18 protein-coding genes, 2 tRNA genes and 1 other RNA gene are annotated in these 24370 nt (G+C 72.1%); 13 read left to right on the top strand and 8 right to left on the bottom strand.

Annotation, left to right across the window (positions count from 1 at the left end):
• Positions 1-163 precede the first annotated feature (163 nt).
• The gene (locus OG897_RS00350) at positions 164-1072 is read left to right on the top strand and encodes a LysR family transcriptional regulator (protein ID WP_266656449.1); all 909 of its coding nucleotides are present in this window, start codon (positions 164-166) and stop codon (positions 1070-1072) included.
• An 80-nt stretch (positions 1073-1152) separates the two neighbouring features.
• On the opposite strand, the gene OG897_RS00345 is transcribed toward OG897_RS00350, so the two are convergent.
• Both OG897_RS00345 and OG897_RS00340 read right to left on the bottom strand, forming a co-directional pair.
• Complete coding sequence (locus tag OG897_RS00345) at positions 1153-2688, bottom strand: M28 family metallopeptidase (RefSeq protein ID WP_266656447.1); 1536 nt, start codon at positions 2686-2688, stop codon at positions 1153-1155.
• 306 nt (positions 2689-2994) lie between these two features.
• The gene (locus OG897_RS00340; RefSeq protein WP_323187947.1) at positions 2995-3771 is read right to left on the bottom strand and encodes a TetR family transcriptional regulator; all 777 of its coding nucleotides are present in this window, start codon (positions 3769-3771) and stop codon (positions 2995-2997) included.
• A 154-nt stretch (positions 3772-3925) separates the two neighbouring features.
• Between OG897_RS00340 and wrbA the strand changes: the two genes are divergently transcribed.
• The 3 genes from wrbA (at position 3926) to OG897_RS00325 (ending at position 7062) form a co-directional block, all read left to right on the top strand.
• A complete protein-coding gene (wrbA, locus tag OG897_RS00335; protein WP_266651678.1) occupies positions 3926-4591 on the top strand; it encodes an NAD(P)H:quinone oxidoreductase in 666 nt (221 codons plus the stop codon).
• Positions 4588-5382 carry an aquaporin gene (locus tag OG897_RS00330; RefSeq protein ID WP_266651676.1) on the top strand — a complete coding sequence of 265 codons (795 nt, stop codon included), beginning with the start codon at positions 4588-4590 and terminating at the stop codon, positions 5380-5382. The genes wrbA and OG897_RS00330 overlap by 4 nt, the downstream gene beginning before the upstream one ends.
• A 267-nt stretch (positions 5383-5649) precedes the next feature.
• Positions 5650-7062 carry an LPXTG cell wall anchor domain-containing protein gene (locus tag OG897_RS00325; protein ID WP_266651674.1) on the top strand — a complete coding sequence of 471 codons (1413 nt, stop codon included), beginning with the start codon at positions 5650-5652 and terminating at the stop codon, positions 7060-7062.
• Between the two features lie 262 nt (positions 7063-7324).
• Here the strand turns inward: OG897_RS00325 and OG897_RS00320 are convergent, their stop codons facing one another.
• Both OG897_RS00320 and OG897_RS00315 read right to left on the bottom strand, forming a co-directional pair.
• Positions 7325-8020, bottom strand: a complete 696-nt coding sequence (locus tag OG897_RS00320) for a sensor domain-containing protein (protein WP_266651672.1) — start codon at positions 8018-8020, stop codon at positions 7325-7327.
• A 129-nt stretch (positions 8021-8149) separates the two neighbouring features.
• Positions 8150-9106, bottom strand: coding sequence for a helix-turn-helix transcriptional regulator (locus tag OG897_RS00315; RefSeq protein ID WP_266651670.1), 957 nt, complete (start codon positions 9104-9106; stop codon positions 8150-8152).
• Between the two features lie 298 nt (positions 9107-9404).
• On the opposite strand from OG897_RS00315, the gene OG897_RS00310 reads away from it, so the two are divergent.
• From OG897_RS00310 to OG897_RS00300, 3 genes are all read left to right on the top strand, one after another.
• Positions 9405-10919, top strand: a complete 1515-nt coding sequence (locus OG897_RS00310) for an MFS transporter (protein ID WP_266656443.1) — start codon at positions 9405-9407, stop codon at positions 10917-10919.
• Between the two features lie 209 nt (positions 10920-11128).
• Positions 11129-11800: a TetR/AcrR family transcriptional regulator gene (locus OG897_RS00305; RefSeq protein WP_266651668.1), complete on the top strand. Its 672-nt coding sequence runs from the start codon at positions 11129-11131 to the stop codon at positions 11798-11800.
• Positions 11801-11835: 35 nt separating this feature from the next.
• Positions 11836-12771 (top strand): SAM-dependent methyltransferase, encoded by a 936-nt coding sequence (locus OG897_RS00300; protein WP_266651666.1) that lies wholly within the window; start codon positions 11836-11838, stop codon positions 12769-12771.
• 100 nt (positions 12772-12871) lie between these two features.
• On the opposite strand, the gene OG897_RS00295 is transcribed toward OG897_RS00300, so the two are convergent.
• A tRNA-Ser gene (locus tag OG897_RS00295) sits at positions 12872-12956 on the bottom strand.
• A gap of 130 nt (positions 12957-13086) precedes the next feature.
• Here OG897_RS00295 and ffs point away from each other — a divergent pair.
• The 6 genes from ffs (at position 13087) to OG897_RS00265 (ending at position 22173) form a co-directional block, all read left to right on the top strand.
• Positions 13087-13183: signal recognition particle sRNA small type (gene ffs, locus OG897_RS00290), an RNA gene on the top strand.
• Between the two features lie 81 nt (positions 13184-13264).
• Positions 13265-15526 carry a DNA polymerase III subunit gamma and tau gene (locus OG897_RS00285; RefSeq protein WP_266651664.1) on the top strand — a complete coding sequence of 754 codons (2262 nt, stop codon included), beginning with the start codon at positions 13265-13267 and terminating at the stop codon, positions 15524-15526.
• A gap of 310 nt (positions 15527-15836) precedes the next feature.
• Positions 15837-17129, top strand: coding sequence for a phosphoribosylamine--glycine ligase (gene purD, locus OG897_RS00280; RefSeq protein ID WP_266651662.1), 1293 nt, complete (start codon positions 15837-15839; stop codon positions 17127-17129).
• Positions 17130-17676: 547 nt separating this feature from the next.
• The gene (locus tag OG897_RS00275; protein WP_266651660.1) at positions 17677-19356 is read left to right on the top strand and encodes a hypothetical protein; all 1680 of its coding nucleotides are present in this window, start codon (positions 17677-17679) and stop codon (positions 19354-19356) included.
• A 278-nt stretch (positions 19357-19634) separates the two neighbouring features.
• Entirely contained in the window at positions 19635-21113 is a 1479-nt protein-coding gene (locus OG897_RS00270; RefSeq protein WP_266651658.1) for a N,N-dimethylformamidase beta subunit family domain-containing protein, read from the top strand.
• A gap of 142 nt (positions 21114-21255) precedes the next feature.
• Positions 21256-22173, top strand: coding sequence for a phosphoribosylaminoimidazolesuccinocarboxamide synthase (locus OG897_RS00265; RefSeq protein ID WP_266651656.1), 918 nt, complete (start codon positions 21256-21258; stop codon positions 22171-22173).
• 83 nt (positions 22174-22256) lie between these two features.
• Here OG897_RS00265 and OG897_RS00260 read toward each other — a convergent pair.
• From OG897_RS00260 to OG897_RS00250, 3 genes are all read right to left on the bottom strand, one after another.
• A tRNA-Gly gene (locus tag OG897_RS00260) sits at positions 22257-22332 on the bottom strand.
• Positions 22333-22355: 23 nt separating this feature from the next.
• The gene (locus OG897_RS00255) at positions 22356-22970 is read right to left on the bottom strand and encodes a response regulator transcription factor (RefSeq protein ID WP_266651654.1); all 615 of its coding nucleotides are present in this window, start codon (positions 22968-22970) and stop codon (positions 22356-22358) included.
• Positions 22967-24337 (bottom strand): sensor histidine kinase, encoded by a 1371-nt coding sequence (locus tag OG897_RS00250; protein ID WP_266651652.1) that lies wholly within the window; start codon positions 24335-24337, stop codon positions 22967-22969. The genes OG897_RS00255 and OG897_RS00250 overlap by 4 nt, the downstream gene beginning before the upstream one ends.
• Positions 24338-24370: the final 33 nt, after the last annotated feature.

Here is a 24370-nt window from a genome sequence, read left to right as displayed (position 1 = left end):
GGAGTTGGTGGGGCAGGGATCGTCCCGGCCGTTCGAACCGGACTCCTCAAAGATCCTCCGGAGCACCGCCCCGAACAACGCCGATTCGTGCAACGATCGATAACTCAGCTCAATTGATCCGGTGGGTTTGGCCGGCGGCGATGCGTGGAGGTGCGTGGCAGTGATGGAGCGGCACGAGACGGAGATCTTCCTGACCCTCGCCGACGAACTGCACTTCGGCCGCACGGCCGAGAAGCTGCTGGTCTCCCAGGCCCGGGTCAGCCAGGTCCTCAAACGCCTGGAGCGGAAGATCGGCGCCCCGCTCTTCGACCGCACCAGCCGTAGCGTGGGCCTGACCCCTCTGGGCCGTCAACTGCACACCGAACTGGCTCCCCTGAACGCCCAGTTGACCGCACTCGTCCAGCGCGCCCGCGCCGCCGCGCGCGGCATCGACGGCGTCCTGAACGTCGGCTTCCTCGGCTCCGGGGCCGGTCAGCTCACCCGCGACATCCGGCGGACCTTCCGGGAACGCGCCCCCGGCTGCGAGGTCCGCATGCGCGAGGTGCAGTTCGCCGACCCGCTCGGCCCCCTGCGTACGGGCGAGGTCGACGTGCTCTTCACCCGGCTGCCGGTCGAGGAACCCGACCTGACCGTCGGTCCCACCGTGGTCTCGGAGTCCCGGGTGCTGGCCGTGCCGTGCCATCACCCCCTCGCCCACCGGGAGGTGGTGTCGCTGGAGGAGGCGGCCGGGGAGCGCTTCTTCGGCGTGACGGGCGGGGCTCCCGCCTACTGGTGGGACGCCCAGGTGCCGCGCCGCACGCCCGGCGGGGCGGTGCTGGAGCGCGGTCAGGACGTGTCGACGTTCCAGGAGATGCTGTCGATGATCGCCGCCTGCCAGGGCGTCTCCCCGGTCGTCGCGTCGGTGGCGACGTACTACGCCCGCCCCGACCTCGCCTACGTCCCCCTCGCCGACGTACCGAACAGCGAGGTGGCCCTCGTCTGGCGCACCGACGGCACCAACGCCCGCTCCGAGGCGTACATCGAGGCGGTACGGGAGGCGGTCGCGGCACACGGCGGACCCATGGCGCTCTGAGCCACGGCAGGTGTTTCACGTGAAACGTTGGTGGGGGCACGGCGGTTGGCCGCCGTGCCCCCACCCTCATGCCTCAGCTGTCAGCTGGTTTCGCCCTCGTGGTCGTGACCGGCGTGGCCGCCGCTGCCGCTGTCACCGCCGGTGGTCGGCTTCGACACGACCGGCTTGCTGACCGAGCTGATGTCGTGCGCGTACGTGCCGACCGCGTTCGCGATCACGTCGACGTTGATGTCGAGCGCCTGGTCATTGATGTTGGAGAGGTTGTCGCACTTGGAGTGGTAGCACTTGTCGTACGCCACCCCGGCGGTGCCGCCGAACTTCGCCGCCTGGGCCGCCGTCTTGAGGCCCTCGGCGCCCGTGAAGGTGCCGCCCGACGGGATGCCGACCTCGATGAACGGGCCGTAGTCCGAGCGGCCGCTGAAGTCGGTGCCCTCGTGCGGGAAGTTCTTGCTGTCGAGGAAGTCGTTGATCCCCTTCTCCAGCTGGGCGGAACCCTCCGGCCCCGGGCCCGAGCCGACGCCGTCCGAGTCGTCGCCGTCGTAGACGAACTGGCCGAAGTTCGGCGAGGCGATCATGTCGAAGTTCAGGTACAGCTTGATCTGCGCGCGCTGCTCGGGGGTGAGCTTGGTGACGTAGTCCTCGGCGCCGAGCAGGCCCAGCTCCTCCGCCGACCACCAGGCGAAGCGCACCTTGTTGGCGGGCTGCTTGCCGTTCTTGGTGGCCTTGGCGAGCTTGAGGGCGACCTCGATGAGACCGGCGGAGCCCGAGGCGTTGTCGTTGATGCCGGGGCCCTCGGGGACCGAGTCCAGGTGGGCTCCGAGCATCACCGTGTTGGCGGCGTTGCCGCCCTTGGTCTCGGCGATGACGTTGCGGGTGGTCTTGTTCTCCTGGAGCTGGCGGATCTCCAGGTTGATCGTGACCGGGCCCTTGGCGATGTCGGCGGCCAGCGCCTCACCGTCGGCCTGGGTGATGCCGCCGGTGGGCAGCTTGCCCTCGGCGGCGCTGTTGAGGGTTCCGTTGAGCGTGCCGGGCACGTTGTTGTAGATGATCGCGCCGACCGCGCCCGCCTCGGCGGCGACGGCCTGCTTCTGCGCGAAGGAGCAGCCGCCGCGCTTGATGAGGGCGATCTTGCCGGTGAATCCGGCCGCGTAGTCGCCGATCTCGCAGCCGGTCGTGTCGTCGACCGGGACGTTCGCGAGGGTCGCGTTCAGGCCACCGACAGGAGTCGACTTCGTGTACGACATCGCGATGATGTTCACGTCGCGCGGCGCGGGCGAGACGACCTTCAGCTTCTGGGCCTGCGTCGTGATCGAGACGAAGTTGAACTTCTCGTAGTGGACGTCGTAGCCCGCGTTCTTCAGCAGGCTGAAGACGTACGCGCCGGAGGCGTCGTGGCCCAGCGAACCGGCGGCGCGGTTGCCTCCCGCCGAGTCCGATATCGCCTGGAACTGCTTCAAGTGCTGGAATGCGCCCGGCCCTGACGAGTCCTTCACCAGTTGCTTGGCCAGCTTGGCGGCGTCCTTCGCGGGGTCGGAGCCGTCGCGCTGCGCGGCGGCAGGGGTGGCGGCCGCCAGCAGGAGGGGCGTGGCGATCGCCAGGGACGCCAGGGCGGCCATGGATCTGCGACTGCGGGATGAAGCGTTCACAGGAGTCCTCTCGGTGCGAACAAATGTGAGGGGAAGTTAGCGATTCCATGGGCGTCTGGGAATGCTTTTCCGAATACTCACGTGACCGAGTGTGCGGACGGGTGTGCGGAGACGCACGTGACAACGGCTGAATGGCGCTCTTGTGTCGCCCGGGGTGTGCATGGCAGCGGTTGGGGTGTGCGTGCCTCCTGAGGGGCTCCCGGCAGCGCCCTCGCATCAGCCCGTATGAGTCCGCGTCAGTGCGTACGGGGCCGCGTCAGTCCGTATGAGTCCGCGTCAGTCCGTCAGGTGCAGCGCGAGGAGTTGGTCGAGGCCCTCCTTGATCTGCGCCGCCGTCGCACCGCGATCCTCGTGCAAGTGCTGGACGATGCTCGGCGAGAGCGTCGCGAGGAGCAGATGGGCCACCAGTGCGGCGTTCGCCTGTGGCTGGATCTGGCCCACCAGCATCGCGGTGTGCGTGTGCAAAGTCAGGTACGGGGCCGTGCGGTACCGGCCCTGCGGTGCCGCGCTGTCGGCGGCCAGCAGCATTTCCTCGCTCTCGACCGTGTGGTCCGCGAGGGCGTGGAGGAAGGCCCGCAACCGTACCGAGGGCGTCGTCGGAGGGGCGGGCAGGGCGTCCGGGCCCAGTGGGGGCGGCCCGGCCATGAACGCCGACTGGAACCGCTGCTCCCGGTCGTCGAGCAGGGCGTACAGCAGCTTCTGGACGTCGCCGAAGCGCCGGTAGACGGTGCCGACGCCGATCCCGCTGGCGTGTGCGACCGCGTTCATGGTGAGGGCCGACGGGCCCTTCGCGGCCACGATCTCGGCGGCGGCGTCGAGGATGCGGCGCCGGTTGCGGGCGGCGTCGGCCCGCTCGGGCGGCGGCCCCTCGGCCAGCGGCAGTACGGAACGGCCCGCGGGCGGCGGGACGACGGGGCCTGCGCTGCCGGAACCGGGACCGTCGGTCGCGGGGTTACCGGGCGGGGAGCCGCTGTCTCCGGTCGCGGGGTCGCCGGGCGGGGAGCCGCCGTCTCCGGTCGCGGGGCCGCCGGGAGTGTTCTCGGGCTCGTTCATGGCCGGGAGCGTACCCGAAACGGACAGCTATCCACTTGGTCTGCACAGGCTCTTGCCAACCGGATAGTCATCCGCTTAACGTCATCGACGTCAACTCAACCGGATAGCAATCCGGTTGGAGTGCGGACCGTCGCCATCTCCCGGAGGACCCGTCATGACCGCCACCGCCCCCACCGCCACCGCCCCCGTCACCGCCGCCCCCGCCAAGATCGCCGTCGTCTACTACTCGGCCACCGGCAGCGTCCACCACCTCGCCCAGGCCCTCGCCGAGGGTGCCGCCAAGACCGGTGCCGAGGTCCGCCTCCTGCGGGTCGCCGAGCTCGCCCCCGACGCGGCCCTCGACGCCAACCCGGCCTGGCGCGCGCACGCCGACGCGACCCGCGACATACCGGTCGCCACCCTCGACGACCTGCGCTGGGCCGACGCGTACGCCTTCGGCACCCCGACCCGCTACGGGAACGTCTCCTCGCAGCTCAAGCAGTTCCTCGACAGCACCGGCGGCCTCTGGGCGAGCGGCGTCTTCACCGACAAGCCCGTCACCGGCTTCGTCTCGACGTCCAACCCGCACGGCGGCAACGAGTCGACCCTGCTCGCCCTCTACAACACGATGTACCACTGGGGCACGCTGATCGTCCCGCCCGGCTTCACCAGCCCCGCCGTCTCCGCCGCGGGCGGGAACCCGTACGGCACCACCTTCGTCTCGCGCGGCGGCGAGCCGGGCGCCGAGACCCTGGAGGCCGCCCGCTACCAGGGCGAGCGCCTGGCCACCGTCACCTCCCGGCTGCTGGCGGGAACGCGCACGGAGGAGAGCGCGGGGTGAGAAACCAACTGCGTTACGCGGTAGCCGAGTTGGTCCTGACGGCGGCGCTCCTCTTCCTGGTCGTCACCGCCGTACGGTGGCTCCTCGCGCCCGACTCCCCGGCGGTGGGGGCGGCCCCCGACCCCACCCTCCGGCTGGCCGGTGTCGCGCTGGCGGTCGGCGCGGCGATCGCCCTCGTGATGTCGCCCGCCGCACAACGGTTCACCGCAGGACACCTCAATCCGGCGGTCACGGTCGGCCTGTGGGCCCTGCGCGAACTGCCCGGCCGGGCCGTACTTCCCTTCGTCGCGGCGCAGTTGGCGGGCTCGGCCCTGGGCATGGGTCTTGGCCGGGCCGTGTGGGGGCCGATGGCCGACACGGCGGCGGTGGCCCCGGGGGAGACCTGGGGCGGCGCGACCGTACTCGTCCTGGAAGCCGTGGCGATGGCCGCGATGATGCTGCTCGCGGCGTACGCGCTGATCGCCCCGAGGGTGGCGCGGGCGCTGCCGCCGCTGATGGGCGCGAGTGTGGCGGGGGCGATCGTGGGCCTCGGCCCGGTGACCGGGGGAGCGGTCAATCCGGCGCGGCAGTTCGGCCCGGCGCTGTGGTCGGGGCAGACCGCGCACCTGGTCGCGTATCTGGTGGCACCGGTGCTGGGGGCGCTGCTCGCGGCGGCGGTCTTCAGGGCCGTACGACCGCAGAGGAAGGCAGGGCACCCGCCGCTGAGGAAGGCAGGAGCATCCACCCCTCCGCCCCGGCCCGCCGAACACACCAGCCCCACTGGCCCCCCACAGCCCCACCACGCCCTATGAATCACCTCACAGAGAAAACTCACGCCCCGTGGGCAACTGTCGCGAATGACCGCGTTCGTTCAAGCAGTTGTCGGCGGGACACCCCGTAGGGCGTGAAATTTCCCTTCTCCGGCCCGTTCTCCGGTCGTACGATCACGGGGCCGCGCCGCCCGCGTGAGACCTCACTCCGCGGCGACGCCCCCACCTTCTTTCCCTTCTTCTTCCCTTCGAGGTCTCTGCGACCGGAGACCCCCTTCCCAGAAAAGGGCCCGCGTGAAGATACGCCGCATGCTCTCGACGGCCGTCGCCGTGGCCGTCGCCACCCCCGCGCTGCTCCTGTCGGTCACTCCCGCGTTCGCCGCCGACCCGGTCCCGGCCGGTCAGGTGCAGGACGAGAAGCCGAAGCCGACGCCCGCCGAGCTGGAGAAGCTCAAGAAGGCCGTCGCCGACGCGAAGACCGCGTACGACGAAGCCGTCGTCAAGGCCGACGCGGCGAAGACGTACGCCGACCACTACCTGGATGACGACAGCCCGGCGCGGAAGTACGTGGCCGAGAAGAAGAAAGAGGCCGAGGCCGCAGGCACCGCGCTGACCGAGGCCAAGGACGCGCTGACGAAGGCCCAGGAGGCCCTTGCCAAGCTGCCCGCGAGCACCCCCGAGGCGGAGGTCACGGCCGCCAAGGACGCCGTCAAGAAGGCGCAGGAGAAGTACGACGCCGCCGGCAAGGCCAAGTCGGACGCGGACAAGACCCTCGCGTTCGAAGAGGGGAACATCTTCAAGGGACACATGGACGCGCAGAGCCGTGCAGGCACTGCGGCCAACGCGGCGACCACCGCGAAGAAGACGTACGACGACGCGGTCAAGGCGTACGAGGCGGCCAAGGCGGAGGCGGAGAAGCCGGACCCGACGGACCCGACCGACCCGACCGACCCGACGGACCCGACCGACCCGACGGATCCCACGGACCCGACGGACCCGACGGACCCGACCGACCCCACGGACCCGACGAAGCCGAAGCCCCCCTTCGACCCGAGCAAGTGCGTCAAGGACGCGGCGCTCGCCACCACGCTCAACGGCCTCCCGTCGAAGATCGTCGCCGGTACGACGGTGGAGTTCACGCTCCACGTCGCCAACGGCACGAAGAAGGACTTCAAGGAGATCAAGCCGTTCGCCGTGGTCTACGGCCACAACAAGAACGACTTCACCAGCATCGACGACCTCCTCCAGCTCCAGTCCGCCGCCGCGGGTTCGAACGACTGGAAGGACGTCGGCGAGGGCCAGTTCGCGGGCACCATCACCAACCTGGCGGCCGGTAAGTCCGCGGACCTCAAGCTGCGCCTCAAGGTCGACAAGAAGGCCCCGTCCTCCGAGGGCCTGGCCTTCGCCTCGGGCGACTTCATCGCCGACCCCGAGAACTGCATCCGTAACCCCCTCAAGGAGTACCCGTTCTCGGTGCTGCCCGAGGGCAGCAAGATCGACGACGTCGACGACTCGAAGCCGAGCGACGTGAAGAACGCCGACAACGTCAAGACGCCGCAGGGCAACTCGTCGGTCGTCCCGGTCTCCACCGACGCGGGCAACCTCGCCGCCACCGGCTCCTCCGGCACCCCGCAGCTCGCCCTCGCATCGGGCGCGGCGGTTGTGCTCGGTGCGGGCGCGGTCTTCGTCGTACGGCGCAGGAAGCCGGGCCAGCAGGCTTGAGCGTGAGGGTCGTACGAGCTTGAGCGGGAGGGCCGTACGGGCCTGAGCGTGACGGCCGTACGGCTGTGAGGGGCGGGGAGTGAACCGGTACGCACCGGTCCTCCCCGCCCCTTCCTGCGTCCCCGCTCCTTCACCCGTTCGGACCAGAACAAGACCAGAACAAGACCAGAACAAGGGGGCGCGGAGGCGCGTACGGCCGAAGTACCGGCAGGGAGCGCCAAGGGAGTTCGAGCATCCAGCCAGAAAGCCAGAAGGAGAGGGTCTACTTCCCGAGCAGCCCCCGCACCGCCGCCCGGTCGACGTTCGTCAGCGCACGGACCAGCTTCGGCGTGAGGAAGACGACGGCGAGCCCGACCAGCGAGACCGCCGCGAGCTGGAGCGGAGAGGTGATGTCGTACGTGTGCTGGATGCCGCCCGAGGTGTAGTCGTACACCCGGTATCCCTCCCAGTCCCCGACGTACTTCGGGAAGACCCAGTTGTAAACGGGCAGCAGCGCCACGGCCCATCCCACCGTCAGGAACGTCACCGACATCACGAAGCTGAAGATCCGGTACGGGAGCATCACCACGTGGAACAGCAGCGCCTTCCACCCCGCCGCGTCCCCGAGCCGCGCCCGCATGGCCGCCCAGAACCCGCCCCCGCCGACGACCGGAGCGGGACCCTCCACGGCCAGCCCCAGCGCGAGCCTGGCCCGCTCGCGCTCGACGGCCCCGAGCCCGCGCGCCCCGGCCAGCATGGCGGCGAGCACCGGCAGCCCGAGGACGGTCACGGCGAGCCCGGCTCCCGCCGCGAACAGCGTCACGGCGAACGCGAACCCGATGACCGCCACCGGCAGCGAGGTGATCGTGTACCCGATCTCGCGGTACGTCGACCCGGCGAACGGCCCGCGCAGAAAGCCGACTTCGCGGTCGTCGCGGGTGGGGTAGGAAGGGAGCGGGGCGGTTGCGTAGGCGGTCATGACGGGCCTCGAATCATCGCGGTGGGGACGGGCGCGCAACGTGTTCGTTGACAAGACCCACGATCCCGAATCCGCCCGCCGAAAGGCATGGTGCGACCCTGCCGACCCGAGGTGGTGCTAACCCCCGGCTCAGGGAAGGGTCACCCTTCGCCCCGCCGCCTGACCCCGGCGCTCGCCCGCATCCACACCCTCGCCCGCACCCGCACCCGCACCTGCCCCCGCCCCCGCCCCCGCCCCCGCCCCCGCTGCCTGCCCCGCCAGCAGTCGCAGTGCGTCCGTCGAGGCCGGGTCGTTCGGGGTGTAGACCTCCAGGCGGTGGTCGGGGCTCTCCGGCTGGAGCCACACCTGGTAGTCGACGGAGAGCGCGCCGACCGTCGGGTGGCGGAAGTCCATCGTCCCCACCGTGCAGTCCGCGACTTCCCCCTTCGCCCACAGCCTCGCGAACTCACCGCTCCGCATGGACAGTTCACCGATCAGCTCGGCGAGACGGGCGTCGTCGGGGTAACGCCCCGCCGTGAACCGCAGGTACGCGACGTGCGCCCGTGCCAGCGCGTCCCAGTTCCCGAACAGGTCCCGCGTGAGCGGGTCCAGGAAGAACAGCCGGGGTATCGAAGGCCGCCGCGCCGGATCGCGCGGCGCCTCGAAGCCGACGTGCTCGGCGACGAGGGCGTGCCCGGCGCGGTTCCAGTCCAGTACGTCGCCGCGCCGCCCCAGCACCACCGCGGGCGTGCTCTCCCCGATCGACCCCAGCAGCGCAAGCACCCGGGGATGCGGCTTCTCGGGGCGGGGCCGCACCAGGCGCGGTGCGGCCGGGTGGCGGGCGAGGTTGTGCAGGTGGGCCCGCTCGTCCCGGTCGAGCCCGAGCACCTGGGCGAGCGCGTCCAGCACCTGCTGCGACGCCGTACCGGCCTGGTTCTGCTCCAGCCGCGTGTAGTACCCGGCACTCACCCCGGCGAGCTGGGCCAGTTCCTCGCGCCGGAGCCCCGGTACGCGCCGCGCCGTTCCGTACGTACGCAGTCCGACGTCAAGGGGGGTGACACGGTCGCGACGGCTCTTGAGGTACGCCCCGAGGCTCTCCAGTTCCATGGACGAGAGCCTAGGCACGCTCCCTCGCGACCGGCCTGCCCCTGCGAGGTGTACCCACGGCACGGGGATGGCTGGCCCGCGCGCCCCGCCGCAGGCTCGCCCCATGAACACACCGACCGCACCGCGCCCGCCGAAGCCGAAGCCGAAGCCGACACCGACCGCACCGCGCCCGCCGAAGCCGACACCGACCGCATCCCACACGACCCCGACCCCGACCCCGACCCCGGCCCCCGCCCGGCCAGGGCCGAAGGCATGGCTCGGTCTTCTCGTCGTCCTCGGCCCGGTCCTGCTCGTCGCGATGGACAGCTCGGTCCTCTTCCTCGCGATGCCAAAGGTCACCGAGGCACTGTCCCCGACCGCCGACCAGGCCCTCTGGATCCTGGACGTGTACGGATTCGCCGTCGGCTCGCTCCTCGTCGCGTTCGGCACGATCGGCGACCGCCACGGCCGCCTCAGACTCCTCCTGACCGGCGCGACGGTCTTCGGCCTGGCCTCGGCGGGCGCGGCCTTCGCCACCTCCGCCGAACTCCTCATTGCCTTCCGCGCGTTGATGGGCGTCGCCGGAGCCACCCTCCTCCCCTCAGCCCTCGCCGTCCTCAGCGAACTCTTCCCCGACCCCCGCGCCCGTACGAAGGCGATCGGCATCTTCGCCGCCACCTTCGCCGCCGGTTTCGCGATCGGCCCGGTCGTCGGCGGGCAGCTCCTCAACTCCTTCTGGTGGGGCTCGGTCTTCCTCATCAACCTCCCCGTCGTCGCCCTCTTCCTGGTCCTCGCCCCCACCCTCCTCCGCGAGGTCCGCACCACCCGCACCGGCCGCGTCGACGCCCTGAGCGTGGTGCTCTCCGCCGCCGGAATCCTGCTCTCCGTGTACGGCGTCAAGCACACGGCGGCCGAAGGCCCGAGCCCCCTCGCGCTGGCCGCCGGAGCGGTCGGGATCGCGGCCCTCACCTGGTTCGTCCGCCGCCAACTCCACCTCCCCCACCCCCTGATCGACTTCGGCCTCTTCCGCGACCGGGTCTTCACGATCGCCGCGATCACGGGCCTCCTCCCCCTCGCGGCCTGGTCGGCGACGGCGTACCTCGGCGGCATCTACCTCCAGTCCGTCCTGGGCCTGACCGTTCTGAACGCCGCCCTCATCGCCCTCCCCGGCGCCGCCGCCCTCACCGTCACCTGCATCGCCACCCCCGCCCTGGTGGCCCGCACCGGCACCCGCGCCGCCCTCATCACGACCCACTTCCTGATCACCACGGGCCTGCTCCTGCTCCTCGCCACCACCGCCACGCAGGGCATCACCTGGTACGTCGCCTCCACCGTCGTCGCCGGAGTCGGTTACGGCATCTCCTTCAGCGTCGTCGCCGACACGGCCATCTCCGCCGTCCCCCCGGAGCGCGCGGGCTCCGCGGCCGCCATCGCCGAGACGAGCAACGAGATCGGCAACGCCCTCGGCATCGCCCTCCTCGGCTCCCTGGCCGCCCTGCTCTTCCGCCTCCAGGGCCCGGACCTCGCGGGCACCCTCGACGCGACCCTGAAACTCCCGGGCCTCGCCCCCGCCCTGGCCGACGCCGCGAAGTCCTCCTTCGTGACGGGCCTGCACGTGGCCGCAGCGGTGACCGCCGCACTGCACGCGGCGCTCGGCCTCTTCGCCGTACGCCATCTCCCGAAGGCCGGACACCCTTCCGCCGACTCCGCCGACTCCGCCGACTCCGCTGACTCCGCTGACTCCGCTGACTCTGCCGACTCTGCCGACTCCGCCAGCTCCGTCACCTCCGACCTTCCCGCTGCGCGGCCCGCGCAGGCAGTGCCGTCGCCGTGAAGGCGAGCACCGAGGCGACCGCGATCACGACCAGGTAGGCGAACAGGCCGCCACCCACGGCGGTGCGGACCTTCCCGGAGGCCGGGACGCCGACCGCCTCTCACTTCCCGTCGGGTCGAGGACTTCACCGGCCGACGGCCCTACGGTTTCCCGAAGACGGCGGAAGCGCTCCGCCCGCGGCCGGGTTTCACGTACCTCGGAGGCGTCCCATGCGTGCAGACGCACGGCACAACCGTGCTCGGATCCTGCTGGCCGCCCGGCGGGCGTACGCGGACGAGGGGCCGGACGTTCCACTGCACGAGATCGCCGACCGGGCGGGCGTGGGGATCGCCACGCTCTACCGCCGTTTCCCCAGCCGCAGCGCGCTGATCCGAGCGGTGGCCGTCGACGTCATGGAGTCGTTGTACGAGGCGGCGACGGACGCGGCACAGGGGGAGAGCGATCCGGTCGAGGCTCTGCGCAGCTTCATGCACGCCGCTCTGGACAGCAAGGCCGCGACCGTCGTGCCGACGCTCTTCGGCAGGGTCGAGAGCGTCCTGCTGTTCGACGAGGACCGGGACGCCCTGGGCCCCCTCGGCCACCTGGTCGCGCGGGCCCGGGACGCGGGACTGCTGCGCGGCGACGTGGTGACCGGGGACGTCGTCTTCATGATCCTGCGCCTGGCGCGTCCGATGCCCGGCGCGGGGTTCTCCCAGGACGAGGCGCTCGCGCATCGTCAACTCGACATCTACCTCGACGGGCTGCGGACACCGGCGGCCGGACCGCGCCGAGGGGGACTGCCGGAGCCCGCGATCTCAGTGGGGTGGGTCCGGCACATCCGCGCGTGGATGGCGACCGGCGGTCGCGCGTCCGCTTCCCCTCCCTTCTCCGGCAGCCGCTGACCGACCAGACACCGACCGAACAACGGAGGAACACGATGACGAACGCGAGGACGAACACACCGACGAACACACCGACGTACGCACCGACCCACGCACCGACGCACGCAATGCCGAGCAGCCACACTCCCGCCCCCAAACTGACCGGCGTCGCCGCCACAGCGCTGGGGGTGACGGCGATTCGCGCACGAGAACACCGCCGCCCCGACCGCCTCTTCGCCGACCCCTACGCACAGCACTTCCTCGACTTCTCCGCTGACGACGCCCCCACGACAGGAACACAACCGGCCCCCACGCCCGAGCTGTTCACCTTGATGGCCGACCAAGTGGCCGTCCGCACCCGCTTCCTGGACGACGTACTGACCAGCGCGGCGCGAGCGGGAACGACCCAGATGGTGCTGCTGGCCTGCGGCATGGACGCGCGGTCGTTCCGCCTGGACTGGCCTCCCGCGACGACCCTCTTCGAAGTCGACTTCGCCGACACGCTCGCCTACCGCGCGGCCGTGCTCGTCGCTCACGGCATCACCGCCGGCTGCCGACGGACGGAGGTGCCGACGGACCTGCGCGAGGACTGGCCGACCGCACTGTGCGCAGCCGGCTTCGACCCCGGCCTGCCGACCACCTGGCTCATGGAAGGCATCCTCTACGCCCTGACCCCCGTCGCCGCCGACCTGCTCCTCGGTCGCGTCACCGCCAACTCGGCCCCCGGCAGCATCCTCGCGCTGGACCACCAGGAGGACTCCGCACTGCTCCGCGGCGCCCGCCGGGCACTCTCCGAGGAACTCGTCGACCTGTGGCACGGCGGACCCACGGAAGCCCTCGCCCCCTGGCTCGCACGCCACGGCTGGCAACCCGAGGTGCACACCCTGGAAGAACTCACGGCGCAATACGGCCGCCCGGTGCCGCCCCCCTTCGACCCGCAGCACCCCGCCACCGGCCGCAGCTGGCTCGCCACCGGCCACCTCCCCGCCTGAACCGACCGGGAACAGTCCCTGAGCCGCGCCGCCGAGAAGCCGAATGATCCCGGAAACGACAGAGGCCCGGACCACCGAAGTGGTCCGGGCCTCTGGCCGGCGGAGGATACGAGATTCGAACTCGTGAGGGGTTGCCCCCAACACGCTTTCCAAGCGTGCGCCCTAGGCCACTAGGCGAATCCTCCGCCGCAAACAATACAAGACGTTGGAGGGTGCTTGCGACCGCGTTCCCGGTGAGGGGGTCGGGGGAGGGGGGTGGAGGATTCGCAGGTCGGCCCGGGTCGTTTTTGGTGGGGGCGATCGGCTAGGGTGGGGTTCAGCCCCTCACGTGGCGCTATCTGACTGAACTCCCCCAGGGCCGGAAGGCAGCAAGGGTAGGTTGGCTCTGGCGGGTGCGTGGGGGGTCTTTGCGTTCCCGGGGGCAGTGGGCCGCGTGGGCGTCTCGGGCTCGGGGCGGGACCGGTTGTCAGTGGGTCCCGATAACCTCGTATGTGTGTCGTCCCTTGCGCTGTACCGCCGCTATCGCCCCGAGTCGTTCGCCGAGGTCATCGGGCAGGAGCATGTCACTGCCCCGCTGATGCAGGCCCTGCGGAACAACCGGGTCAACCACGCGTACCTGTTCAGCGGGCCGCGGGGTTGTGGAAAGACGACCAGCGCGCGGATTCTGGCGCGCTGTCTCAACTGTGAGCAGGGACCGACGCCCACGCCGTGCGGCGAGTGCCAGTCCTGCCAGGACCTGGCGCGGAACGGGCGTGGGTCGATCGACGTCATCGAGATCGACGCGGCTTCGCACGGTGGTGTGGATGACGCCCGTGACCTGCGGGAGAAGGCGTTCTTCGGGCCTGCCAGCAGCCGGTACAAGATCTACATCATCGACGAGGCGCACATGGTCACCCCGGCGGGCTTCAACGCCCTGCTGAAGGTGGTCGAGGAGCCGCCGGAGCATCTGAAGTTCATCTTCGCCACGACCGAGCCCGAGAAGGTCATCGGGACGATCCGGTCGCGGACCCACCACTACCCGTTCCGGCTCGTGCCGCCGGGGACGCTGCGCGACTACCTCGGCGAGGTGTGCGGCAGGGAGAACGCCACGGTCGAGGACGGCGTGCTGCCCCTGGTCGTACGGGCGGGGGCCGGGTCCGTGCGTGACTCGATGTCCGTCATGGACCAGTTGCTGGCGGGCGCGGCCGACGACGGTGTGACGTACGCCATGGCGACGGCCCTGCTCGGGTACACCGACGGGTCGCTGCTGGATTCGGTGATCGACGCGTTCGCGGCGGGGGACGGGGCCGCCGCGTTCGAGGTCGTCGACCGGGTGATCGAGGGCGGTAACGATCCGCGGCGGTTCGTGGCGGACCTGCTGGAGCGGCTGCGGGATCTGGTGATTCTGGCGGCGGTCCCCGAAGCGGGGGAGAAGGGGCTGATCGACGCTCCCGCCGACGTCGTGGAGCGGATGCAGGCGCAGGCGTCCGTATTCGGCGCCGCTGAGCTGAGCCGGGCTGCTGATCTGGTCAACTCCGGACTGACGGAGATGCGGGGGGCGACCTCGCCCCGGTTGCAGCTGGAGCTGATCTGCGCGCGGGTGCTGTTGCCTGCGGCTTTTGACGACGAACGGTCGGTGCAGGCGCGGCTGGACCGGTTGGAGCGGAGTGGAGGCGCGGGCGCGGGCGGGTTCGTGCCGGGTGGGGGCATGCCTGGCATGCCGCCCGTCGGGTACGTCCCTGGGCCTGAGGCGCATGGGGCTCCGGTGGCACCCGTTGCGGCCGTGGCGCCCATGGCACCTGCGGTTCCGGTGGCTGCTCCGGTGCCTCCGGTGGCCGTTCCGGTGGCGCAGGCTCCGGTCGTGCAGCCTCCGGTCGCCCAGGCTCCGGCTCCTGAGGCTGCTCCCGCTCAGGCTCCGGTGCGTCGGCCCGGGGGCTGGCCCACGGCTTCCGCTCCCGGGCAGGGGCGGCCCGAGCCCGTGGCGCCGCAGGCCCCGGTGCCCGTCGCGGCGGCGCCCTCCGGTCCCGCGCAGCCTGCTCAGGCCGCGCCCAGCCCTGCCGCCGCGCAGGGAGCCGTCCAGGTGCGGAACATGTGGCCCAACATCCTGGAGGCCGTCAAGAACAAGCGGCGCTTCACCTGGATCCTGCTCAGTCAGAACGCCCAGGTCGCCGGTTTCGACGGCACGACGCTCCAGGTGGGCTTCCTCAACGCCGGTGCGCGCGACAACTTCGCGAGCAGCGGGAGTGAGGACGTACTGAAGCAGGTCCTGGCCGAGTCCTTCCAGGTGCAGTGGCGGATCGAGTCGGTCGTCGACGCGAGCGGGGGCGGAGCCGGTGGGGGACCGGGTTCTGGGCCTTCCGGGGGGTACGGGGGCGGAGGCGGCTTCGGCGGTGCAGGCGGGGGCGGGGGCGGAGGCGGCTTCGGGGGGAGCGGTGGCTTCGGGGGTGGGGCGCCTGCTCCCCAGGCCGCGCCTCGTCCTCCGCAGCCCGCCGCGCCCCAGGGCGGCGGGGCGATGGGGCAGCAGCAGCCCACGCCGTCGGCCGCGCCCCAGCAGGCGGCCGCGCAACCTTCGCAGGCGGCGTACCAGTCCTCCGGTCCTGCCTCCTCGGGGCCGCCGTCGCAGGCCGCGCAGGCTCCGCAGAGAGTGCCGGTGTCGGCCGAGGACGACATGCCGGAGGACGATGATCCGGATCTGGTGGACGAGGCCCTGTCGGGGCACGACCTCATCGTGCGGGAGCTGGGGGCGACGGTGGTCGAGGAGTTCGTCAACGAGTAAATGAGCTAAACGAGTAGGGGAGCCGTGGCCGGGATTACTGCCGGGGGCTCCGTCCCCGGGCTCCGGCCCGCCTTCGGCCGGATGAGTCCCCTGGCCCGGGCCCTCAAGCGCTCGCCGCGCGGCCTTTCCGCCACCGTGCGGGTGCGTCGTGGCTGGGCGCGCCCACGCGGCGGAGCCGCACATCGCCACAGCCCCGCGCCCCCAACGGCGGGCCCTCGTAGCAACGCACAACACCTCGCACCCGGCCCCTTGAGAGGGAACTCCAGCCCCGGGGGACCGGGCGGCCTCGCCAGGCCCTAGGCTTCACCCCGTGAAGGTCCTCGTCATCGGCGGCGGCGCCCGCGAACACGCCCTGTGCCGCTCTCTGTCCCTCGACCCCGACGTCACCGCCCTCTACTGCGCCCCCGGCAACGCCGGCATCGCGGAAGTGGCGGAGCTGCGTCCGGTCGATGCCCTCGACGGGGCCGCCGTCGCGCGCCTCGCCACCGAACTCGACGCCGGTCTCGTCGTCGTAGGCCCGGAGGCCCCGCTCGTCGCGGGCGTCGCCGACGCCGTGCGCGAAGCCGGGATTCCGGTGTTCGGGCCGTCCAAGGAGGCGGCCGAACTGGAAGGGTCCAAGGCGTTCGCCAAGGACGTGATGGCCTCGGCCGGAGTGCCCACGGCGCGCAGTTACGTGTGTACGACGCCCGAGGAGATCGACTCCGCGCTGGCCGCCTTCGGCGCTCCGTACGTCGTGAAGGACGACGGGCTCGCGGCGGGCAAGGGCGTCGTCGTGACGGACGACGTCGAGGAGGCGCGGGCGCACGCGCTGGCCTGTGAGCGGGTGGTGATCGAGGAGTTCCTGGACGGGCCCGAGGTGTCGCTGTTCGCGATCACCGACGGGGTCACCGTGCTGCCGCTCCAGCCCGCACAGGACTTCAAGCGCGCGCTCGACGGCGACGAGGGGCCCAACACCGGCGGCATGGGCGCGTACTCGCCGCTGCCGTGGGCGGACCCGAAGCTCGTGGACGAGGTCATGGAGTCCGTGCTCCAGCCGACCGTGGACGAGCTGAGGAGGCGCGGGACGCCGTTCTCCGGGCTGCTGTACGCGGGTCTGGCGCTCACGTCGCGCGGCGTCCGCGTCATCGAGTTCAACGCCCGCTTCGGCGACCCCGAGACCCAGGTCGTCCTCGCCCGGCTGCGCACTCCCCTCGCGGGAGTCCTCCTCGGCGCGGCCAACGGCACACTCGACGTCCTGCCGCCGCTGGCCTGGCGTGAGGACGCCGCCGTGACGGTGGTCGTCGCGTCGCACAACTACCCCGGTACGCCGCGTACCGGCGACCCCGTCGAGGGGCTCGCGGACGTGGCCGCCGAGGACGCCCCGCACGCGTACGTCCTGCACGCGGGGACGAAGCTGGACGCTTCGGGCGCCGTGCTGAGCGCGGGCGGGCGGGTGCTGTCGGTGACCGCGACCGGCGCCGACCTCACCGAGGCGCGCACCCGTGCGTACCGCGCGGTCGAGCGGATTCGGCTCGACGGCTCGCAGCACCGTACGGACATCGCCCGGAAGGCGGCCGACGACGCAGCCGACGAAGCGGTCGGCGAGGGTGCGGGACGGGCCTGACACCGCAGCCGACCGGCACGTCACGACCGCTGCGACCGGCACGGCACGACCGCTGCGACCGGCACGGCACGACCGCTGCCGACCGGCACGGCACGACCGGAGCCCACCGGCCCAGCACGACCGGAGCACGACTGACCCCCGGGTTCGCCCGGGAAAGCCAGCACCTTTACCCAAAGCCATTCCATCGGGTGACGGCTCGCCCATCCGGATGACTCGCGCGAAAGCCCCAACTAGGGTGCCGCGCAGGCGTTCCGGCACTTGGCCCACCGACATTGCGGTGTCAGTGGCGGGTGCCACAGTGGGGGAGTGAGCAACCCACTGATGGGCGATCAGGGCAGAGGGGGTGAATCCGGTCATGTCCGGTGTGTCTGATTCCGGTGCCAGTTCCACTGGCCCCGATTCTCGGTCAGGTTCTGGTTCCACGGGCTCCGGGGGCCCCGCCTCCGGGGGGTCCGGGGGCTCCGGCACCGCCGGAGGGCCTCCCGGTGCCTTCGGTACGGAGCAGGGCGCGCAGGCCGCGCGGTCCCGTGCCCTCGCGGTGCTGCGCGTGCGCAGCCGTGCGGTGGCGGCGGTCCTGCTGCCCGCCGCCGCAGCCGTGGTGCTGCTGGTCGGCGGAGTGTCGGGGCGGCTCGAAGGGGCGGGCTGGGACGTGGCCCGCTGGGTCGTGTCCTGCGTCGCCCTGGTGGTGCTGCTGGTGGGGGGCGCGGTCGGCGCCGTCGTCGCGCGGGCCCGGCCCGCCGTGACGCCGACGGTGGAGCTGAGTGAGGAGTCCGCGCCGGATCTGTACCGCCTGGTGCGGGACCTGGCCGCCCGGCTCGACGTGCCCGCGCCGTCCGCGATAGCCCTGACGCCGGACTGCGACAGCTGGCTGGAGGACCGCTCGCACCCGTCCGTACGGGGCGGAGGCCACCCGTCCGTACGGGGCGGAGGCCGCGCCGCCCACGAAGGCGGGCGCGCCGCCGAGTCCATACGCGGCGGGACCGCTCCGGTGCTGGTCATCGGATCGCCCTTCCTGTGGTGGATGCGCGTCGCCGAGCTGCGGGCCGTCCTCGCCCCGGTCGTCGCCAGTACGGGGCCGTCCGCGCACCCCGACATAGCCGCCGCCCGCCGTTTCGTACGGGGCCTGGACGCGGCCGCGGCCATCGCCGCCACACCCGGTCAGGGGGTCGTGCGGCGGATCGCGCTCGCCCCGCTGGGCCGGATCTCCCGCGTCCTTCTCGCCGCCTGCCGCGAGCACATCACCCAGCTGGAGCGGGGCGTCGCCGCCGCAGCGTCCGAGCGCGCACAGGCCGTGGACTACGGGCTGCGGATCGTCGCCCAGGAGCAGGTCGGCCTCGCCTACGCGGGCTGGGACCGGCTGCTGACCAGGGTCGCGCTGCCCGCCTGGCGGATGGGTCGCTGGCCCTCCCGGCTCGACGCCGGAGTCGTCTCCGCCCTGACGGAGCTGTCACGGCGGGACCGGCTCGCCGACGGGTTCGCGTCCCGGCTCGGGGAGCGGCCCGCCTGCGACCTCCTGGAGGAGCCCGGCGCGGTCGACGAGGCCGCCTCGCTGCTCGCCGCCCGGCTCTTCCACGGCGGGCCCGCCGCGGTCGGGCCCGACTGGTCGCCGGTCGACTGGCAGGCGTATCCGGAGGAAGTCGTCGACCGGAAGTGGCGTACGGAGGCGGCCCGGCTGCACCGGGTGCTGGACCGGTTGGAAGCCCCCCGTACCGGCGGCGACCGTACGGGGCCCACGCTGGCCCGCGTCATGGACCACCTCGCCGCCGAGACCATAGCGCTCAACGGTGCGCCGGGGCCCGACGACGGGCGCAGCGACGAGGAGCGTACGGATGCCCTCGCCGCCGGGATCACCGCCGAGGCCGCCCGCGAGGAGGCGGCGGCCCCCGTGCCGGTGCCGGTCGCACTCGGTGAGGGGCAGGAGTTCATGGACGGCGGTGCGTGGGGCGGGGATTCGCTGCCGGTCTTCCCGATCCAGCCGCCCCGGACGGGGCGGGACCTGCTCGCCGACCACGTCACCGCGATGGTGTGCTGCGCGGCCGTGGACACGGCGGGGGCGGCTCCCGGGCTCGACTGGCTGGACGGTCCTTCGCTGCTCGTCGAGGGGAAGCGGCGGAACGATCTCGCGGGACCGGTGCTCAGCCTGGTCGAGGACGGTGATTCCGGCCCGCTCCGGAGCTGGCTCGCCGAGGTCGGTGTCCGCCCGGAAAAGCCGGTCCGCCTGGTGTGATCCCCTCCGTGCGCGGCACCCGTCGGCCCGTGGCGCCGCCCCGGTCCGGCCCCTTCACCCCGTACGCCCGCCCCACCAGTAACTCCCGCAGAACCGCCGACAGGTCCCACGAACGGAGTATCAGGTTCCGCTTCACGTCAATTCGCGACGAACGGTGACGGAGTGAGTGCTTTATGTGATGTGCTGGCCTCTTGGACCTGACAGCCGATGCACCACCGTTGTACCGGTGACCGGTGTCGTCCTGGGGCGGCCGAGGGAATCAGAGGGAGGGGAGTGACGTGGGGGCGGAGCAGATTCGCTGGGACTCGGGGGCACTCGCGCACGCCGTGTCCGACCCCTTCGGCCAGGGCCCCCTGCCCTGGCTCCGCGGCGGCGACCAGTACCTCGACGCCGACGGCACCGTCGTCCCCTGGTACGCGGACCTCGACCCGGCCACGGGAGCCAGGGTCCCGCCGCCCCGGCGCTCGTCGGGCCCGCGCGCCGCCGACGACGTGAACTGCCAGATCAAGGGGTTCACGTCCTCCGGTTCCGTGTCCCCCGGCGGCGCCGTCGACTTCCACGTCACGGTCAATCCGCCGCAGGAATTCTCCCTGTACGTCTACCGGATCGGGCACTACAGCGGTGCCGGCGCCCAGAAGGTCGACACCAGCCCCCGCCTCTCCGGCATCGTCCAGCCCGCCCCGCTGGCCGTCGACCGCACGGTCTCCTGCCACCACTGGTGGCAGTCCTGGCGGCTCCAGATCCCCGAGTACTGGAGCCTCGGCGCGTACGTCGCCGTCCTGACCAGCGCCGACGGGCACCGGACCCACGTCCCGTTCACCGTCCGCGACGACCGCCCCGCCGACTTCCTGCTGCTCCTGCCCGACGTCACCTGGCAGGCGTACAACCTCTTCCCGGAGGACGGCCGCACCGGTGCCAGCCTCTATCACGCGTGGGACGAGCGCGGGCGGCTCCTCGGCGAGGAGGACGCCGCCACCACCGTCTCCTTCGACCGCCCGTACGCGGGCCAGGGCCTGCCGCTGCACGTCGGGCACGCGTACGACTTCATCCGCTGGGCCGAGCGGTACGGCTACGACCTCGCGTACGCCGACGCCCGCGACCTCCACGCGGGCCGCGTCGACACCTCCCGCTACCGGGGGCTGGTCTTCCCCGGGCACGACGAGTACTGGTCCGTCCCCATGCGCCGCGCCGCCGAGCACGCCCGCGACCAGGGGACCTCGCTGGTCTTCCTCTCCGCCAACACCATGTACTGGCAGGTCGAGTTGGGCCCCGCGCCCTCCGGCGTCCCCGACCGGCTCCTGTCCTGCCGCAAGCGCCGCGGCCCCGGAAGGGCCGCCCTCTGGCGGGAAGTCGACAAACCGGAGCAGCAGCTGATGGGGATCCAGTACGCGGGAAGAGTCCCCGAGCCGAGCCCCCTGGTCGTGCGCAACGCCGAGCACTGGCTCTGGGAGGGCACCGGCGCGGGGGAGGGCGACGAGATCCCGGGACTGGTCGCGGGCGAGGCCGACCGCTACTTCCCGCGCACCGCCCTGCCCGAGCACCGGGGCCGCATCCTGCTCGCCCACTCCCCCTACCGCGACGGCGAAGGCGCCCTGCGGCATCAGGAGACGTCCCTGTACCGCGCGCCGAGCGGCGCCCTCGTCTTCGCCTCCGGCACCTTCGCCTGGTCCCCGGCCCTGGACCGCCCGGGACACGTCGACCCCCGCATCCAGAAGGCCACCGCCAACCTCCTGGACCGCATCGCCAAGGGCACCTGACCAGCATCCGCGCCCCACCGCCCGCACCCTCCCCCCGCATCCGTAGGGACCCGTTCCGCGCGCTCCGGCCACCCTGACCGGGGGCTTCCCCCGCGCATACGGGAGAATCGAGACCGATTGGCCATAACCACGGGGAGGAACCGTGTCCGGATTCGTAGTAAAGCCCGAGCCCCAGCAGGTGCCGGGCCTGGTACATCTGCACACCGGCAAGGTGCGCGACCTGTACCAGAACGAGGCGGGCGACCTCGTGATGGTCGCCAGCGACCGCACCAGCGCCTTCGACTGGGTGCTGCCCACCGACGTCCCCGACAAGGGCCGCATCCTCACCCAGCTCTCGCTGTGGTGGTTCGACCAGCTCGCGGACCTGATCCCCAACCACGTCCTCTCCACGGACGTGCCCGACGGCGCTCCCGCCGACTGGGCCGGGCGCACGCTCGTCTGCAAGTCCCTGCGCATGGTGCCCGTCGAGTGCGTGGCCCGCGGCTACCTGACCGGCTCCGGACTCGTCGAGTACAAGGAGTCCCGCACGGTCTGCGGCCTCGCCCTCCCCGAGGGCCTGGAGAACGGCTCGGAGCTGCCCGGCCCGATCTTCACACCCGCCACCAAGGCCGCCGTCGGCGACCACGACGAGAACGTGAGCTACGAGGAGGTCGCCCGCCAGGTCGGTGCGGAGACCGCAGCCCAGCTCCGCCAGGCCACCCTCGCGGTGTACGGCCGGGCCCGCGACATCGCCCGCGACCGGGGCATCATCCTCGCGGACACCAAGTTCGAGTTCGGCTACGAGCCCGACGCGTCCGGCGACGGCGAGCAGCTCGTCATCGCCGACGAGGTCCTCACCCCGGACTCCTCGCGCTTCTGGCCCGCCGACGACTGGCAGCCGGGCCGCGCGCAGAAGTCCTTCGACAAGCAGTTCATCCGCGACTGGCTGAGCTCGCAGGCGTCCGGCTGGGACCCGAAGTCCTCGAGCCCGCCGCCCGCCCTCCCGCAGGAGATCATCGACGCGTCCCGCGCCAAGTACGTCGAGGCGTACGAGCGCCTGACCGGCCAGAGCTGGTCGTAGTACGGCCGTCCGGCACCGGAACCCCCGGTGCCGGACAGCACGAAGAAGGCCCCGGTCGCGATGACCGGGGCCTTCTTCCCATCTGGAGCGGACGACCAGGTTCGAACTGGCGACCTCAACCTTGGCAAGGTTGCGCTCTACCAACTGAGCTACGTCCGCGTTGCGCCGTGGCGCGAGGCCAACTATACCCAACCTCGCTCGCGGGCGAGACGCACCGCCGCATGACGGTTCTCCGCCCCCAGTTTCGACGCCGCCGACGACAGGTAGTTCCGTACGGTCCCCTGGCTGAGCGCGGCCCGCTCGGCGATCTCCGCGACCGGGGCCCCGTGCGCCGCCAGCTCCAGCACCTCGGCCTCCCGCGCGGTCAGCGGCGAGTCCCCGGCCGCGATCGCGTCCGCCGCCAACTCCGGGTCCACATAACGGTTTCCGGCCTGTACGGTACGGATGATCTCGGCCAGCCGCTGCGCGCTCACGGTCTTCGGCACGAACCCCCGCACCCCCGCCGCGAGCGCCCGCTTCAGGTGCCCCGGCAGCCCGTGACTGGTCACGATCATGGTCTTGCAGTCGGGCAGCGCGGTCCGCAGCGATGTGGCCACCGCCACACCGTCCATCCCCGGCATCTGAAGGTCCAGCACCGCCACGTCCGGCCGGTGCTGGAGCGCCATGGCCAGCGCCTCGGGCCCGGTCGCCGCCTCCGCGACCACCTCCAGGTCGTCCTCCAGCGCGAGCAGCGCGGCCAGCGCCCCCCGGATGAGGTGCTCGTCGTCGGCGAGCAGTACCCGTACGACAGCACTCATGCGGCACCCGCCTTCGCGCCGGAGCGGCCGAACCGCCCGAAGAGCCTCGCCGTGCCGCCCGGGGCGGGTGCGCTCGATTCCGGTGCCATTCCCTCGACCTTCTCTTCCGTACGCGGACGAACACGTGACGCGGGATCGTCCGGAGCCGTCAGCGGGACCTCCGCCCGGACCCGGAACAGGCCGTCCTCCGCCGCCCCCGCGACGAGCGACCCGCCCACCGCGGCCAGCCGCTCCCGCAGCCCCGCCAGGCCCGAGCCGGACAGCCCGGACGGTCCGACGGGGGTGCCGGAGCCCGCCCCGTCGTTCTCGACGACCAGGACCGCGCGGACCCCGTCGGAGGTGAGGCGCAGGGTGCAGCTCTTGGGGTTGCCGTGCCGCAGCACGTTGGTGGTCGTCTCGCGGACGACCCAGCCGAGCGCCGACTGCACGCCGTCCGGCAGGTCGGCGGCGAGGCCGTCCTCGACGACGCAGGTGATTCCGGCGGCGGCGAGCACCCCGCGCGCCCCCTCGATCTCGTTGCGCAGGTCGGCCTCCCGGTACCCGCGCACGACCGCCCGCACCTCGCGCTGCGACTCCTGCGCGATCCGCTGCACCTCGGCCATCTGCGCGACCGCCTCGGGCCTGCCGCGCTCGGCGAGCTGCACCGCGAGCTCGCTCTTGAGCGCGATGACGGCGAGGTTGCGGCCCATCACGTCGTGCAGGTCCCGCCCGAACCGCAGCCGCTCCTCGGCGACCGCGAGGCGGGCCTCGGTGTCCCGGGCCCGGTCGAGCTCCCAGATCATCGCCATGAACCAGAGCGAAGGGCGGTAGACCCCGAGGACGGTCAGGGCCGCGACCGGGAACATCAGCGCGACAGGCAGGGCGAGGTGCTGGCTTCCCGTCGCGGCGTACACGCCGACGGCCGTCAGGACCGCGGCCACGGCCGTGCCCAGCAGCAACCGGGGCACCGTCGACAGGCCGAAGACGCACAGCCCGGCGGGGAGCAGCCCGTAGAAGATGAACATGACCATGTCCGCGCCGACGGGGTCGATGTCTCCGAGCCCGCCCACGGTCTGGAGGGCCACCGCCAGCACCACGACCAGCGCACCGAGCAGCAGGGCCACCACGGCGGTCCGCCACGGGGGCGGCGCTCCGTGCAGTCGGTGGGCGAACCCGTGCGTCATGGCATACATCGAGAGCGCGCACAGCACCAGCACCACGGCGATCAGGCCCTGGAGCAGCGCGGTGGAATCCGGGTCCCGCATCAACTGCGCGGGCACGGGGGCCAGCAGCCCCAGCGGAATCGCCCACGGGAGCATGTACAGCGTGCCCCGCATGTACAGATCCAGCTTCGCCGCCTTGCTGCGCCCCCGCCAGAAGCCCTTCATCCCCGCCACCACTCCCTCGACGAACCGGCCCCC

Origin of the sequence: Streptomyces sp. NBC_00237 (genome assembly GCF_026342435.1) — a bacterium.
Classification (GTDB): Bacteria; Actinomycetota; Actinomycetes; order Streptomycetales; family Streptomycetaceae; genus Streptomyces.
The sequence above is the reverse complement of the archived record's forward strand: the minus strand, read 5'-3'. Positions and strand labels throughout refer to the sequence as shown.